Below are 14,579 nucleotides of genomic sequence, written 5' to 3'. Positions count from 1 at the left end.
ACGCGCTGCGATCAGCCAGACCGTGAACGTCAACCAGGTCACCGGTGGCGCCGGCCGTGGCGAGCAGTCCGTCACCTTCAACCTCCCCGCCGTGCTGCTGCCGGCTCCGGTCATCACGAGCCCGGCTGACGGATCCACCGTCACCGGCGCGGCCGTGACCTTCAAGGGAACGGGCACTCCGGGAGCGAATGTGATCCTCGCGGTCGTACCGACCGATCTGCTGAACTCGGCGTCGACCAAGGCCGCTCCCGTGCCCGCCGATCCGGAGGACCCGATCGTCGTCGATGCCAACGGCGACTGGACCGTCACCCTGGCCCTCGACCCGAACGACTACACCGCCGTGGCGGCGCTCGCCGAGCTGAACCAGGACGGCACCGTGGCGGACGTGACCTCCGAACCGTCCGCGCCGGTCGAGTTCACCCTCGTTGCCGCTGTCACCCCGGTGACCCCGGCCAACCCCGTCGTGCCGGCCGCTAACGCCAGCAGCACCGGTTCGCTGGCCCAGACCGGTGCCGAGCCGTTCGGGTTCCTCGGCCTGGGAGCCTTCCTGGCCCTGGCCGGAACCGCGGTGTTCGTCTTCCGCAAGAAGCTCCACCTGAGCTGAACCCAGCACTGAGGAGAAGGGCCCCGGAGTTCAGAGAACTCCGGGGCCCTTCTTCGTCTCTCGCGTCGGTGATGCCACTGCCACGTCACCGTCGCAGCAATCCAGCGGAGACCCGAGTCCGAACCCCTTCTGTCGCTGAGAGGCGACCGAGGGGTGGGGCTGGCCGCTGCACACGGTCACCCCGCTCCGGCATCCGCCCGCGCGAGTCAGGGGTTCCCGGTTCACGGGGGCTTCGACGCTCCGTCCGGCAGCCGAGCGTGTCGACGAAGTCGTCGACACTGCGGATCTTCTCGGCCATCGCTCGATCGTCCAGGGCGAGGACCGCTAAGTCGACCGCCTCCCGCCGCGTCGAGGAGTGCCTCCACGGCCTCATCGACACAGCGACCGGCCCCGCATGTGTAGGCGGGCCCGCTCCGCGTGGGCTCGCGCGTCCGGTCTCGCTATGCTCCCTGCATGGATGACATCGGCGCCCGCCAACCGGACCCGCTCCGAGCTGAACTCGACCGCCGCTGGGCGGAATATCTCTCGGCGGGTAGTCGTGCTGACGACCATGATGCCTGGCTCGTCGTCGCGCTCTCGACCTATCGCGACGAGATCGTTCATTTCGGGGCGCAGAGCCTGAACGACGTCGCCATCCGGTCGTGGAATGAATCGAAAGCCCTGGCCGCGTTCGCACGCTACGAAATCGCCGCTCGTAAATACGATGCCGATCCGGATGCATGGGAACGGGAGTTCTGGGCGCGCGCTCGGGCTGACTCGGCGCGCCGCGACCTCGCACCGCAAGAACGCTCCCTCCTCGAATTCCTTCTGGTCGGCCACTGGGAAGGAGTCGAAGAGGCTCGCGTGCAGCTCGAAACTGCCACCTACTCGAAGCCCTGGTTCGACGGGTCCCAGAGCTTCGATCTGAAAATCGATCCGCACGTGCCACTCGTTCCGTTGCCTGACGGCATCCTCGCGCCGACGGAGCGCCTCGTGATCGAGGGCGGCGAGGCAGTCGGCGGCGTCATGCTCTGGCTGAGTGGAGGCAGGATGAGCGCTCTCGAGTACTACTGGACCAGCGAACAGATGCCTGCGTCCTTGCCGTCACCTGAGTCACTCCGACGACCGTGACGGACCGGCTTCGCGGGTAGGTTCAACTCGTCCTCGACAGCCAGGCCAGGCAGCTAAAGACTCTCGTCCCCTGGGCCCCCGGCTACGCGTTGCTGGCGCCGCGCTCGAAGGCGACTACGGGCGCATCGAACGGCCCGCTGATCGAACAGAAGGTGCCCACCGACAGGTCGGTCGAGTCGGACTCCCAGAACACGTGCATCATTAGCGCGTTCGGGTCGTCCGACACACTCGACTTGATTTGCTCCTCGGCGATCGGGTTGGTGTCGGCCGGGTCGAACGGCTTGAAGGTGCCGGTCAGCCCCGGCAGATCGTCGATCGCGTACTGCTTGCAGGTGGCGTAGGCCGCCTCGAGGTCGTACCCCGCCGGGGCTGCCTGCTCGGGCGCGGGCAAGGCTCGGGGGTAGCCGGAGCGGGAGTCGGGGCTGCGGGTGCGGGCGTCGGCGTGGTGGCGGGTGTCGGCGCGGCAGCCCCGGTCGGTCGCGGAGTGTCAGTGCCAGTGGCAGAAGCGCTCGGCGAGGCAGTAGGCGCCGGCGCCGGCGTGCATCCGGCCAACAGGATGCCCACGCCCACGACGCCGGCGACGATGACGGGCCGTGCGCCACGACGAAGTCTCATGGAGCCAGCGTCGGACGACTGTCGATCTCCGCCTCGCAGCTCAGTCGAGAACGAGCTCGAACCCGAACGAGTGCGGCAGAACCTCGGCGTAGGGCGGGTAGACCGGGATCGGCGTGAAGCCGAGGCCCGTATAGAGACGGATCGCCTCGGGCTGGCGGGTGCCGACCTGCAGGATGACGCGCCGAGCCCCGCCCCGTCGAGCGACGTCGAGCACCTCGTTCAGGAGTCGGCGACCCAGCCCGCGCCCCCGTCGCGTGGAGTCGACGATGACCCTCTTGACCTCCCATTCAAGCCCGTCGTCGGTCTGCAGCATCCGCAGGCTCGCGTGGGCGACGGGCGCGTCGCCGTCGAGGATCAGGATCGTGTCCCGGATGGTCGACGCGTCGACCGCGAAGGCATGGCGAAACTTCTCCGCCCGCTCCGGGTCGCCCGAGTCGTGAGACCCGTATCGCGACTCCATCTCGGCATCCATCTCGTCGCGGAGCGCGATCGCGCGAGGATCCGACCACGCCACGTGTTCGATCGTGAGTTCATCGTTCTGGGGCACCGACCAATCGTCTCAAACCTCCGGCGGCACCTGATCCGCCGCCGGCTCCGGCCGATCACTACGCTGAAACCCGTGGGCACTCCGGATGAACGCGGCGGCGACCGCATGAACGTCCTGCGACTCTCGCCCGGGTGGGGTCCGCGGGACATCCTCGGCCCCCTGCCGGTCTCCGACGACCTTCGCCTGCGCGTGCGTACCTGGAACCGCACCTGGCAGAGCGTGCTCGATCCCGTCCTTGAGATCCGCTGGCCGGATGCCGAGGTCGGCCGGCGGTGGATCGCCGAGGGGCACCGCTTGGTGCTCGACCTGCAAACCGAACTCGGGCCGGGCATCCACGTCGTCGAGGGCTTCCGGCCCTATGACCCGGATGCGGTCGAAACGCCCGGCCCCTAGCTCCGCGGCAGTCCCGTTCGGTGCGCCGCCCCGGTGTTCTGCATTGCGGGCGGCTGCCGCGCGCTTCGCGCTTGCCCACGATGACGCGGTCGACGTGCGAAAGCGGGCGCGCCGGTCAGGCGGCTGGGCGATGGATGGTGCGTCGGCGGGTGGTCGGGATCGGTGTCTGAGTGAAGTCGATCCAGCTCGGTGGGATGAGGTGGGGCACGCCTTCGTGCATGGTGAGCTTCCAGGCCGACCGGTGCAGGTGGCTGTGGTGGAAGTGGCAGAGGAGCACGCCGTTGTCGATGTCGGTGCGGCCGGGTGGGTGGTCGTCGGAGACCCATTCGTCGGCGTGGTGGGTTTCGCAGAAAGAAGGTGGTCGGTCGCAGTCGGGCCACACGCATCCGCCATCTCGTGCGGCGAGGGCGCGGTTCTGGGCCGGGGTGAAGAGTCGCTTCGACTTGCCGTGATAGAGCACGTCGCCGCGATCGCCGAAAAGGGTGGCGGTGAGGGGGGAGTGGCAGCGCAGCTGCGCGACGGTAGCGGCGGGAACGGGTTCGTCGATGCCATCGATCCAGCCGACGCCGCGGCCCGCTTCGAGGTCGTCGAGCGTGATGTGCACGTTGACCGTGGTGCTGGCGCCGTTCAGGCGGGGCATGTCGGGGGTGCCGGCCGCGCGGGCGATGAGTTCGGTGACCGTGTCGGCGTTCTTCTGAGCCTGCGAGCGGATGTCGGTGGTGGCCGCCTGCGCAGCGAACTCGTCTTCACCGAGGAACCTAGGGCCGGCCAGCGCACCCACGCGGGGGCTCTGCATCGCCTGGATGCTCGCCAGCCACACCCCGCCCTGCTCGGGGGTGAGGGCGAAACGCCCGCGGATCATGCCGTCGCCGGCCTGGGCGATGGTGAGTGAGCGCTGCTGCTGGTGCAGGTCATCCCTCGGCTCGGCACCATCGGGGTCGATGACCTCGCGCAGGTGGATGGCCAGCTTGGATGTCTGATCCGTCGTCAATCGCAGCGCGATCGTCTCGTCGACGAGGGTCTGTTCGGCGCCGGCCACGACATCGGGCGAGCAGCCGCGCTCGGCGAGTGCGGCGCACTGCTTCACGATGACCGCCGCCGTCTCGACCCCCAGGGTGCCCTCGTCGAGCATCTCGGCAACGAGCGGGAACGGGGCAGGACTCTCGCCGCCGCCGAGAAGCACCGCACCTCGAAGCCGGCGCCCGAGCTCGAGCCGCGCCGTGCACTCACGAGCCGACGCACCCGTGACGCTCGCGACCAGCTTGACGGGGCTGGTGAAGTTCTGCGATCGACTCAGCCCCTCGTCACCGAGTTCGCGTCGCGACCGAACCCCGACCTCCCCGGCGACGCGCACCTGCGCGGCCGAGACGACCCGGCCCACCGCCTCACAGGCGGCCATGATCTCGAGCAATTCAGCATCAGGCATCCCCGCGACACCGCCACCGACAGCACCCACGACGACGCGAAGATCGTCGGCGATCTCCCGGAGTCGAGTTGCTGTCTGCATACTGAGATTCTATCAGAAACACCTGATGAAAGCTCGTTTAAGAGGTGGCTTACCTCGCAGAGTCAGTGCGCGTTGCCGGAGAGCGCCAGCCCGCCGCCGAGCCCGATCATGACGACCCCGCCCCCGGCACCCAGACGGCCGAGAGCCTTCGGATTCCGGGTGAACCAGGCCCGCGCCGTCCCCGCCGTGAGCGCCCAGACGGTGTCGGATGCGAGTGCGATCGTGAAGAAGACCATTCCGAGAACGGCCAGCTGCGCCGGGATGGCCCCCGAGCCGTAGTCGACGAACTGGGGGAGCACCGCGACGAAGAAGACGATGGTCTTCGGGTTCGTGGCGCCGACGATGACCCCCTCGCGGAGCACCCGGAGCGACGAGGGCCGCGCCGTGGTGGTCGCCGCAGCGGTGTGGTCGTTGCGGTGACGGATCGCCTGGATGCCGAGGTAGACGAGATAGGCGGCTCCGATCAGCTTGATGATCGTGAAGACCACGGCCGACTCGGCCACGATTGAACCCAGACCGAGCGACACGAGAGCGATCGCCGGGAGCATCCCGATGGCGTTGCCGAGCACGCTCAGGAACCCACCCTTTCTGCCGAGCGAAAGCGATCGTCCGATCACGAAGAGCACGCTCGGCCCCGGAATGATGATCAATGCGAACGCTGCAAGCGCGAACGCCCCGAGGTTGGTGGCGGGAACCATGATGAGCTCCGATCGACGGCCCGGTGCCGTGACCCGAATGTAGCGCAACGCCGGGGTCAGGATGCCCTGGTGCATCATGGAAGGCGGACCGGGTGAGGGGATGGCGGGATGATCGACGTCGATGCGGTGGACGTGCAGGCCGGGGGAGTGACCCTGCTCGGTCCGACATCGGTTCGGGTCGGGGCCGGTGAGGCGCTGATCATCCGGGGCCGGAACGGCACCGGGAAATCCACTCTCCTCCGCGTCCTCGCCGGAGCACGCCGGCCCTCGCACGGCACCGCCCGCCTGGCCGGCTCGGTCATCGACGGCCGTGACCGGATGTTCCGCCGGCGGGTGTCGGCCATGATCGGGTTGCCGCCGATGGCGCCCGACCTGACCGTGCTCGAGCACCTCCGGCTGGTGGCCGCGACCTGGTCGGCCGCCCCCGCCGCCGCCGCCACAGCCCACGCCGCTGCCGCCCCCGCCGATGCCGACCCCGCCGCCACCGAGCCCGACGCCGCCCGAGCACCCGCAGTCGAGCAAGCCCTCCTAGAGCAACTAGGCCTCGAGCACCTGACAGCCCGCTTCCCCCACGAACTCTCCTCCGGCCAGACCCAACTGTTCGGCCTCGCCCTGCTGCTCGCCCGCCCCTTCGACGTCCTGATCCTCGACGAGCCCGAACAGCGACTCGACCCCGAACACGTCGATACGGTCATCCGCGTCCTTCGCGCTCGCCGCGATGCCGGCGCGACCGTGGTCGCGGCCACCCACAGCTCGGTGCTCGCCGACGCGCTCGCCGATCAGACCCTCGATCTGGGCACGGCCGCGTGAACGCTCAGGCGCGAGCGGCGATCGCGGTCTGGAGAACCCGCACCACCCGGGCCGGCGGCCACCGCTCGTTCAGCATCTACCTGGGCCTGATGATCGCCCTCGTCGCCGTCGCCCCCGTCGCCCGAGCCGTCTGGTTGAGCGCCTCGAGCCCCGAGGGACTCGCTGTCCTGTCGTCCCCGGATGCGCCGACGGTCGCGTCCCTCATCGCGACCGCGCTCTGGGCGGGTGCCCTGCTCCTGGGCCGGGAGCGCGGCCCGGCCCTGCATCCGCCCGTCCTCGCGTCGGCCCTGGCGACGAGCGACATCCCGATCGCGGCCGGCTTCCGCGGTCCGCTCCTCCGTTCCGGGGTATCCATCGCCGCGATCTGCACGGCCTCGGCGGCGCTCGCCGGTGCCGCTCTCCTCGTTGCAGGGCTGACGGATGCTGTCGGTGTCGCCGTCTTCGCCGGGGTCGGGATGCTCGTCGGCGTCGTCACGACCGTCGCCTGGCTGATCGGCCAGGCCGCACCCCGAGCCGTCGTGATCGCAGCCCTCGCGGTCGGGGCATCCGGCTCGGCGGCGGCGCTCCTTCCCGGCCTGCGACCGTTCCTCCCCTCCGGCTGGATCGCGCTGGCCTATCCCGCGACCGGAGCATCCGTCATCCCGGTCGCCCCGCCGACGATGGCGCCGGCCGTGGCATTGGGGCTGACATCGGCACTCGCCCTGGCCCTGCTCGCCGCCGTGCCGATGCTGATGAACGCCATCGTGCCGGTCGAGCTCATCGCCCAGGCGTCTCGGTGGAACAGCGCCACGACGCGGGCCTCCGGTCTCGACTTCGACACCGCCGCCCGGCTCTATCAACGGCGTCCGCAGCTCGGGCGCCGAATCCGGGCGGTCAGGCCCGGCCGCGGTCTCACCTCCCTGTTCCTCATCCGCGACGCGGTCGGCGCGATCCGAACGCCCGGCCGATTCGCGGCCGGCGTGCTCGGGTTCGCGATCGCGCTGGGACTCGTCGTGATCGCCACCGCTCCCACGATGCCGGGCTGGCTCCTCGGCGCGGCCGCCGGCGTCATCGCCTACGCCGCGTTCGGGCCGTTGACCGACGGCATCCGGCACGCCGCCGACACCGCGGCCGATCTCCCGCTCTACGGCATCGGTGACGCGCAGCTCCTGGCCCATCACCTGCTGTTCCCGGCCGTCGTGGCCGTGATCGTCGTCGCCGCCGTGATCGCGGTGTTCTGGCTGACGGCGGGCGTCTTCCCAGTCGGTGGCGCACTCGCCGCGGGATGGCTCGCTCTGCTCGCGCTCATCGGCCGTGTCTCCGCGGCTCTGAAGGGTCCTTTCCCGCCGGTGCTCCTGACTCCGATCCCGACTGCGATGGGCGATCCGATGGCGGCCGTGCGACTCGCCTGGGCGCTCGACGGCATCCTCTTCGCGGCCCTCGCCGGCACCTCGGCCGCGCTGCTGGCGAGCGCCCCGCTCCTCACGGCGGCGATCGTCGCCCTCACGGCGTGTTCGGCCGCGTACCGCTGGCGGCACCGCCGCTGACGAGCGGAGACCCCCTCGGGGCAGGGCCGGCCGGGCTGCCGGAATCGACGCGGGGTGGGTCTTCCCCTCGAGTCATCTCCCGCATCCGCTGCGCGGACGCCCGCCAGACCCGAGCCAATGACTCGAGGGAAAGACCCACCCCGCGTCTCACCTCGTGACGCCTCAGATTTGCCCCTGCGCCACATCCGGGCGCGCAACGACCACTCCGTTAATTGGGAATGCGAGCCTCTGAGAAAATGAGCCTCGTTGATGTCGTGGGCGTAACAAGTTCGTCTCTTCAACGTAAACAAGAGCCATCAGTGGCGATCGCCATTACGGGGTGCCGTAGCGTGACTGGTGCAGAACGAATTGCGTCAGCCATGCGAATGTCTGGCAATCACCGATGTGAGACCATGGTGGACGTGATGCTCGGACCCACTCGGGTCTCTTGGGGAGAGGGAAAACCTGCGTGGAACTACGTGATTACATCAGAGTGCTGCGCAAGGGATGGATCTTCATCGTCGCTTTCACGCTGATCGGAGTCGCGATCGGTGCGGCGTACTCAATCACGCGAACTCCGGAGTACCAGGCGTCCTCGAAGGTGTTCGTGTCCGTCCAGTCCTCCGGTTCTGTCAGCGACCTCACCCAGGGTGGCAATTTCGCCCAAAACCAGGTCAAGTCCTACGCGGACATCGTGACGACCCCGGTCGTGCTGCAGCCCGTTATTACCTCACTCGGTCTATCCGGCGACGTAAATCAGCTTGCTCGTCAGATCTCTGCGACTTCTCCCATAGACACTGTGATCGTGGAGATCACTGCGACCGACGATGATCCCCGCGAGGCGGCGGAGATCGCCAACGCGGTCGCCTCCAGTTTCCAGAGCACAGTTGCTGATCTGGTGCCACCCAACGCGGAAGGTGTGGAGCCGGTAAAGATCACGGTGCTGCAGCAGGCGGTCATACCCCGATCGCCCTTCACGCCCAACGTGCCGTTGAATATCGCATTCGGTGCCCTCATAGGTCTTGCCGTCGGTCTGGGCATTGCTGTGCTGCGGGAGACGCTGGACACTCGCATCCGGAACGAGCGCGACGTGGAACAGATCACGGATGCGCCGATCATCGGAGGAGTCGCGTTCGACCAGCGGACTCCCGACAATCCCTTGGTGGTCAAGGACGACCCTCGGAGCCCGCGAGCCGAGTCCTTCCGAACGCTTCGCACGAACCTCCAGTTCCTCAACGTGGGCAGTGAACGAAGTTTTGTTGTGACGTCGTCCATTCCGGGCGAAGGCAAGAGCACCTCCGCTGCGAATCTAGCCATCGTCATTGCGTTGTCCGGGCAGCGAGTTCTCCTCGTGGACGCCGATCTTCGCAAGCCCAAGGTTGCCGCATATTTGGGCCTCGAAGGCGGCGCCGGCCTTACCGACATTCTCGTCGGACGCGCTGTGGCCAACGATGTGATTCAGCGGTGGGGCGAAACCAATCTCTATGTCCTTCCAGCGGGACGAATTCCGCCGAACCCGAGCGAGCTCCTGGGGTCGAAGGCGATGATCTCTCTGATTCAGAGCATCGAGAAGTCGTTCGACACGATACTTTTTGATGCCCCGCCATTGCTTCCAGTTACGGATGCGGCGATTCTGGCCAACAATACGAGCGGCGCGCTGTTGATGGTTGCAGCTGGGCGGGCGCACAAGGCGCATGTGAAAGGTGCCGTGACTGCTCTGTCGAACGTGGGCGCAAAGGTCGCTGGTGTCGTGTTGACGATGCTCCCGACGAAGGGTCCCGACTCCTACGGCTACAGCCGCTACGGCTACGGCTACGGATATGGCTATGGAGACGCGGAAGACACCCCTGCTCCCTCCAAGAGGTCGAAGACCAAGTAGATATGGCCAGAGCGCGCGCGAGAACCAGCTTCAGCGGGCTTGTCCCGGTCGTCATCGTCGCCGTTCTCGCCGTCGCGGCAACTCTTCTCGCTGTTTACGCTCTGCGGTCATCCACAGTGCCGGAGGCCGGGGACGTACCCGGGCCGGCCCCGACGTGGGGTGGCGAGGCGACATCGTCACCCTCGTCGGCCCCGCTGCCGGAGCCCACTCCGAAAGCTGGACTGCTGGACGTCTCCGAAGACGGAAGTGCGATCCGGGCCTCCGTCGCATCATGTGGGAGCGATCCGTCCATGGTCCAGATATCGACCGACGGGAACTCGTGGAGCGATGTAACCTTTCCCGGCTACACAGTCGGGGCCGTCGAGGCGGTCCATGCGGTTGACTCAGGGCAGTTCGAAGTCGTCGTCTCCACACTTCCCAATTGCGAGACGACAGTGCTCCGCAGCTACACATCCGGAGAGTTCTGGAAGGATGACCCTTCCTCCCTCGCCTCGTGGACGTGGCTGAACGTGACAACTCAGCAGATTTACGTCGATGGAGTGGCCGTCACCGCGCCGTGTTCAGCTCCTCATTCCATCTCCCGGGCGGAGGCGGCCGTGTTACTCGCCTGCTCGGACGGTCTGTACGCGGAGACCTCGAGCGCGGGCCCGTGGGCACGTGTCTTGAGCGGGAACTTCCTTGCGCTCGGGTCTCCGACGCCTCAGAGTCGACCTTTGCTTGCCATCGCAGAAGACGCAGACTGTGCCGGGGCAGCAATCTACGGCTTCGACAGCGATACGCAGGCTGCCGCCAGAGTCGCATGCGTGGAGCTCGGAGAACCGGTCGAGGAAGTGGCGATCGCCTCGAATTCCCGAGGGATGTTCCTTTGGGACGGTGTCGCGATGCATTCGTCCGTAGACGGAGGTCGGACGTGGCGCGGATGATTGTGGAAGACACGACCATCGGTCCTTCGCCGAGCCATGACGTTGTCCGCAAGTTCGAAATGTTGGGGGAAACATGTTGAGCGATGACGTGGGCGTTAAGGATGTCAGGAATTCTGGCCGTGAGCAGCAGAGCCAGTGGCGTCGTGCATACGCGCGGAGGCTGCTGATAACTGACTTCCTCGTCCTGGTCTGGGTGATATTCGGAGTTCAGATCGCGTGGTTCGGGTTCGATGCGAGCAAACTCGCCGTGCGGGACAGTGCCGGTGACCTCGCCGTCAGCTACACGGTCATTTCGGTGATCATCCTCGTCGCATGGATGCTGATTCTCCAGGTGTACGGGACCCGCGGATACAGGGTCATTGGATCGGGAGCTCAGGAATACCGGCTGATCGCTGATGCGGCCATGCGGTTATTCGGGTTGGTCGCCATCGTCGCCTTCTTATTCCAAATCAGCTTCGCAAGAGGCTATATCTTGATCGCGTTCCCACTCGGACTCGCGGTCTTGATTTTCTCGCGATGGATGTGGCGCCAATGGCTCAACGTCAAGAGAGCCCAGGGCTCCTTCACTTCGAGAGTTCTCTTGGTCGGGTCGTTCGCATCCGTAAGTCACATTGCTAGTGAGTTGAACAGCCGGCCCGAAGCTGGGTACCAGGTGATCGGCGCGTGCGTTCCAGGGCACACCGGGGTCATGACGCTGGCTAGAACAGACGTACCCGTTCTTGGGGACCTGGATAGCGTGACAGAGGCGATGAAGGCGCTCGGTGCGGACACTCTGGTGATCACGAGCGCCGATGAGTTGCCGCCGACGCGGGTGCGAGAACTCAGCTGGAGTCTGGAACCAGGCAGACAGCATCTCGTTGTCGCGCCAAGTCTCGTCGATATCGGAGGCCCGCGAATCCACACCCGGCCTGTCGCGGGGCTTCCTCTAATACACGTCGAGACGCCTCGTTATGAGGGAGGCAAGTGGTTCGCGAAGCGCACGTTCGATGTCGTCGCCTCGGGGCTCGGGATCTTCCTCTTGTCGCCGCTGCTGGCGCTCCTGGCGATGACCGTCAGGTTGAGCACCCCGGGTCCCGTACTTTTTCGGCAAGACAGAGTTGGCTACAACGGCCGACCATTCAAGATGCTCAAGTTCAGATCCATGGTGATCGACGCTGAGGCTCAATTGGAGGCCGTCGCAAAGCAACAACGGACAGAGGGAAACGCGGTGCTCTTCAAGATGAAGGACGATCCCCGAGTGACGCCCGTAGGCCGAGTATTGCGTCGATTCAGCTTGGACGAACTTCCGCAACTATTCAATGTGTTCGGAGGTTCAATGGCTCTGGTCGGCCCACGTCCGCCGCTGCAGAAGGAAGTCGAACAGTACGAGAAACACGTTCACCGTCGATTCCTCGTGAAGCCGGGAATCACGGGGCTTTGGCAGGTGAGTGGGCGGTCCAACCTGTCATGGGAAGACACCGTGCGGCTCGACCTCTACTATGTCGAGAATTGGTCGCTGACGGGAGACGTCTCGATTTTATGGCGAACGCTTCGCGCAGTTCTCGCTCGAGACGGCGCGTACTGACGTGAGGCTTAAGAAGGTGTGCGCATGAGTGGCGTGGATGAGAAGACTGTGAACGAGACCGTACCCCGCCGGGTTGGGCCTCGGGCGATCTTCATGATGACAACTCTAATTATCGCAGTCGTCGTCACAATGATCATTCCTGATTTCATCCGCGTATTGCCGCTGGCGTTGGCCAACATCGCCGCATTCACACTGCTCGCACGCAGATTGGCGCCGCTGGGCGTTTCGCCCGCAATATATTTCGCTGGCTACCTGTCGGTGATCGGGCTCTTGGGATTCACGTTGACGAATGTCCTTACAGGGTCAGGCGGAACCGGGGGCGTAGACGTTCTCCTCACTATGGAGCTTCGAGTGCAGGGGGCGAATCTCCTCTTCTATACGTCAAGCATTGTCCTGGTAGTTGCAGCGGTCTTCCGCGGCGGAACGCGGCGGTCTAAGACTGAAGCAGGAAATAGCGACGGCAATTTGCTTGACCTCGGTGATCTGGCCAGATTCAGTGGACCGATTCTGATCATCGCTGTGGTCGAATTCGCCTTACTGATCGCCCTCCTGGGCGTGTCGGATTTCTTCTCCCGCCCTGACCGACTGGTTGGCCGCGACTCAAGCTTTGAAGCAGCGTTTCAGATGGTCGCATTGGGGGCCGTCGTGGCTCTCGGGATCGTCGTTTTCTCGCGAGCGGGAGCCGTGCGGTTCTTAGCGATCGTTCTCCTTGGGGCATATGTCGCGTACTTCATCTCACTAGGGACGAGGCGTCTGGCCCTGGTGCCGATCCTTATCCTGATTGGTTACATCCTGGCGAAGCGTGGGCGGATCCCAGTCCTAGGAGCGATCATCACGGCTCTGTTCGCCCTGATCTCGCTTTCCCTCCCGCTCTACTTCCGGGGTTTGCCCACGCATGGACTTCTGCCGCACCTACAGGGCCTCTACACGTTCGCGCTGAATCCCGAAATACTTGCCGCCAGCGCAAACAACGTGCTCGCGGGTTTCAAGATCACCGCTCTCACGGCTTTCGCTCAACCATCTATCGGCATTGAGGCGCTCTGGATCTCCTTGACGCCCGTGTCAGGGGACTCAGCTGGTTGGTACGACATCGCCCGCTCTCTTCGACTTAACCGATATACGCCGTATTCGTCAATCGGTGAACTCGCCAACTACGGGTTCGGTTTCCTCACCGTCGTGGCTTCTGGAATTGGACTTCTACTGGGAGTCTCCCAGCGGTTGAACGGCACCCTCCTGCGAGATCCCGCCTGGCGACTCATCGGGATAGCGGCATTGGGGCTGACGTTCGTGTTCGTGATCCAATCAACCCAGTACAACCTACGATCGAACCTGAGGTATCTATACCTGATGGTCGCGATCCAAGTCGTGGCCTATTCGCTCATCCGGCTGCGGGATTGGTCCCGGCTAAGGAATGGCAGGATTTGATGCAGATCAGTGTGATCCTACCGATACACAACGCGGCAGAGTATCTGCCCAGATCATTGGCCAATCTCGGCACACTCGACGGGCCCGAGGTCGAATTCGTTGTAATCGATGATCATTCAACTGACGGTTCCGCCGAGCTCGCGAAGTCATGGACTCATCAGTTGCAAAACGTGACCGTCATTTCCAGCACGGGACGAGGCGTAGCCGCAGCGCGAAATCAAGCCGTGAGGGCAGCCACGGGAGATTACCTGTGGTTTGCTGACTGCGACGACGACTGGCAGCCCGACATCGTGTCGGCTATGCTGCATCGCGCTGAATCGACAGGGGCAGATGTTGTTGTCTGTAACGCACAGAAGATAACACTCCCAGATTGGTCGAAGTCCCTGATTGAAGATTCGCGCTACGAGGAATTGATCACCGGCGACATGGCACTAGCCAGGCTTCTCCAAGGGATGATCCAGGGTCACCTGTGGAACAAGCTCTTCCGACGCGGTTTAATCGGGACGGACCCGTTCCCTGCAACCCGCGCACACTCAGATCTGGGGGGGATGTTCGCGCTGCTGCAGAATGCTTCAGTAGTCGCCCTTCTTCCTCGCACTCTGTATACCTACTACGTCCATCAGGGATCAATCCTCAACGGGAAGAGCTACCGCTGGGATGATCTTTGGGATTGCCTCGCTCTGGCAGAGACGGCCGCCATCGGGTCGGAGGCGGCACAGGGGGCGCTAATCACCTTCAAATACCGGAATGTGATCATCCCCTCGATCAACGAGTCCGTCCGACGAGAAGGGGGGACCGACGCACAGACCCTAACCGCGGTGCGGCACCGCGGTCGACGTGCCGTGCGACTTAGCGAAGTCCTCACCCTGCTTCGGGCCGGTCAACGTGACGCGGCACTCCGCGCAGCGATGATCAAGTACACTTTTCCGCTTTACAGGGTGCTCTACAAGCGTCACCGGAGTCGGACCTGGGCTGCAGTCGATTCCGCCGTCTAACCGG

14 protein-coding genes are annotated in these 14,579 nt (G+C 65.2%); 10 read left to right on the top strand and 4 right to left on the bottom strand.

Annotated elements, in window-relative coordinates; translation table 11 throughout:
• A partial coding sequence (locus AC59HU_RS04815) for an LPXTG cell wall anchor domain-containing protein (RefSeq protein WP_497222219.1) occupies positions 1 to 604 on the top strand: 604 nt, incomplete at its 5' end.
• A 453-nt stretch (positions 605 to 1,057) separates the two neighbouring features.
• On the top strand, positions 1,058 to 1,714 hold the full coding sequence (locus AC59HU_RS04810; protein ID WP_497222218.1) for a hypothetical protein: 657 nt from the start codon (positions 1,058 to 1,060) through the stop codon (positions 1,712 to 1,714).
• A gap of 82 nt (positions 1,715 to 1,796) precedes the next feature.
• On the opposite strand, the gene AC59HU_RS04805 is transcribed toward AC59HU_RS04810, so the two are convergent.
• Together AC59HU_RS04805 and AC59HU_RS04800 are read right to left on the bottom strand one after the other, a co-directional pair.
• Complete coding sequence (locus tag AC59HU_RS04805; protein ID WP_497222217.1) at positions 1,797 to 2,105, bottom strand: hypothetical protein; 309 nt, start codon at positions 2,103 to 2,105, stop codon at positions 1,797 to 1,799.
• A 264-nt stretch (positions 2,106 to 2,369) separates the two neighbouring features.
• On the bottom strand, positions 2,370 to 2,843 hold the full coding sequence (locus AC59HU_RS04800) for a GNAT family N-acetyltransferase (RefSeq protein ID WP_497222216.1): 474 nt from the start codon (positions 2,841 to 2,843) through the stop codon (positions 2,370 to 2,372).
• Here AC59HU_RS04800 and AC59HU_RS04795 point away from each other — a divergent pair, their 5' ends adjacent.
• A complete protein-coding gene (locus tag AC59HU_RS04795; protein ID WP_497222215.1) occupies positions 2,844 to 3,269 on the top strand; it encodes an immunity protein CdiI family protein in 426 nt (141 codons plus the stop codon).
• Between the two features lie 115 nt (positions 3,270 to 3,384).
• Here the strand turns inward: AC59HU_RS04795 and AC59HU_RS04790 are convergent, their stop codons facing one another.
• Together AC59HU_RS04790 and AC59HU_RS04785 are read right to left on the bottom strand one after the other, a co-directional pair.
• A complete protein-coding gene (locus AC59HU_RS04790) occupies positions 3,385 to 4,776 on the bottom strand; it encodes an HNH endonuclease signature motif containing protein (protein ID WP_497222214.1) in 1,392 nt (463 codons plus the stop codon).
• A 62-nt stretch (positions 4,777 to 4,838) separates the two neighbouring features.
• Positions 4,839 to 5,474 (bottom strand): LysE family translocator, encoded by a 636-nt coding sequence (locus AC59HU_RS04785; protein ID WP_497222213.1) that lies wholly within the window; start codon positions 5,472 to 5,474, stop codon positions 4,839 to 4,841.
• A gap of 108 nt (positions 5,475 to 5,582) precedes the next feature.
• On the opposite strand from AC59HU_RS04785, the gene AC59HU_RS04780 reads away from it, so the two are divergent.
• From AC59HU_RS04780 to AC59HU_RS04750, 7 genes are all read left to right on the top strand, one after another.
• Positions 5,583 to 6,284, top strand: a complete 702-nt coding sequence (locus tag AC59HU_RS04780; protein ID WP_497222212.1) for an ABC transporter ATP-binding protein — start codon at positions 5,583 to 5,585, stop codon at positions 6,282 to 6,284.
• The gene (locus tag AC59HU_RS04775) at positions 6,281 to 7,810 is read left to right on the top strand and encodes a hypothetical protein (protein ID WP_497222211.1); all 1,530 of its coding nucleotides are present in this window, start codon (positions 6,281 to 6,283) and stop codon (positions 7,808 to 7,810) included. The genes AC59HU_RS04780 and AC59HU_RS04775 overlap by 4 nt, the downstream gene beginning before the upstream one ends.
• Before the next feature lie 448 nt (positions 7,811 to 8,258).
• A complete protein-coding gene (locus AC59HU_RS04770; RefSeq protein WP_497222210.1) occupies positions 8,259 to 9,668 on the top strand; it encodes a tyrosine-protein kinase domain-containing protein in 1,410 nt (469 codons plus the stop codon).
• Positions 9,669 to 9,958: 290 nt separating this feature from the next.
• Positions 9,959 to 10,591: a hypothetical protein gene (locus tag AC59HU_RS04765; protein ID WP_497222209.1), complete on the top strand. Its 633-nt coding sequence runs from the start codon at positions 9,959 to 9,961 to the stop codon at positions 10,589 to 10,591.
• A gap of 73 nt (positions 10,592 to 10,664) precedes the next feature.
• The gene (locus tag AC59HU_RS04760; RefSeq protein WP_497222208.1) at positions 10,665 to 12,155 is read left to right on the top strand and encodes a sugar transferase; all 1,491 of its coding nucleotides are present in this window, start codon (positions 10,665 to 10,667) and stop codon (positions 12,153 to 12,155) included.
• A 33-nt stretch (positions 12,156 to 12,188) separates the two neighbouring features.
• The gene (locus AC59HU_RS04755) at positions 12,189 to 13,580 is read left to right on the top strand and encodes a hypothetical protein (protein WP_497222207.1); all 1,392 of its coding nucleotides are present in this window, start codon (positions 12,189 to 12,191) and stop codon (positions 13,578 to 13,580) included.
• Positions 13,580 to 14,575: a glycosyltransferase family 2 protein gene (locus AC59HU_RS04750; protein WP_497222206.1), complete on the top strand. Its 996-nt coding sequence runs from the start codon at positions 13,580 to 13,582 to the stop codon at positions 14,573 to 14,575. Before AC59HU_RS04755 ends, AC59HU_RS04750 begins: the two co-directional genes overlap by 1 nt.
• Positions 14,576 to 14,579 lie beyond the last annotated feature (4 nt).

Source organism: Herbiconiux sp. 320_LB, assembly GCF_059691755.1.
Note: the sequence above shows the minus strand (reverse complement) of the source record. Positions and strands in the feature narration are given on the sequence as shown.

What these genes read in the sequence shown, in the direction of transcription:
- AC59HU_RS04810 (WP_497222218.1), top strand. Translation starts at nt 1,058, where the DNA reads ATGGATGACATCGGCGCCCGCCAACCGGACCCGCTCCGAGCTGAACTC.
- AC59HU_RS04790 (WP_497222214.1), bottom strand. Translation starts at nt 4,776, where the DNA reads ATGCAGACAGCAACTCGACTCCGGGAGATCGCCGACGATCTTCGCGTC.
- AC59HU_RS04785 (WP_497222213.1), bottom strand. Translation starts at nt 5,474, where the DNA reads ATGGTTCCCGCCACCAACCTCGGGGCGTTCGCGCTTGCAGCGTTCGCA.
- AC59HU_RS04780 (WP_497222212.1), top strand. Translation starts at nt 5,583, where the DNA reads ATGATCGACGTCGATGCGGTGGACGTGCAGGCCGGGGGAGTGACCCTG.
- AC59HU_RS04765 (WP_497222209.1), top strand. Translation starts at nt 9,959, where the DNA reads ATGGTCCAGATATCGACCGACGGGAACTCGTGGAGCGATGTAACCTTT.
- AC59HU_RS04760 (WP_497222208.1), top strand. Translation starts at nt 10,665, where the DNA reads ATGTTGAGCGATGACGTGGGCGTTAAGGATGTCAGGAATTCTGGCCGT.
- AC59HU_RS04750 (WP_497222206.1), top strand. Translation starts at nt 13,580, where the DNA reads ATGCAGATCAGTGTGATCCTACCGATACACAACGCGGCAGAGTATCTG.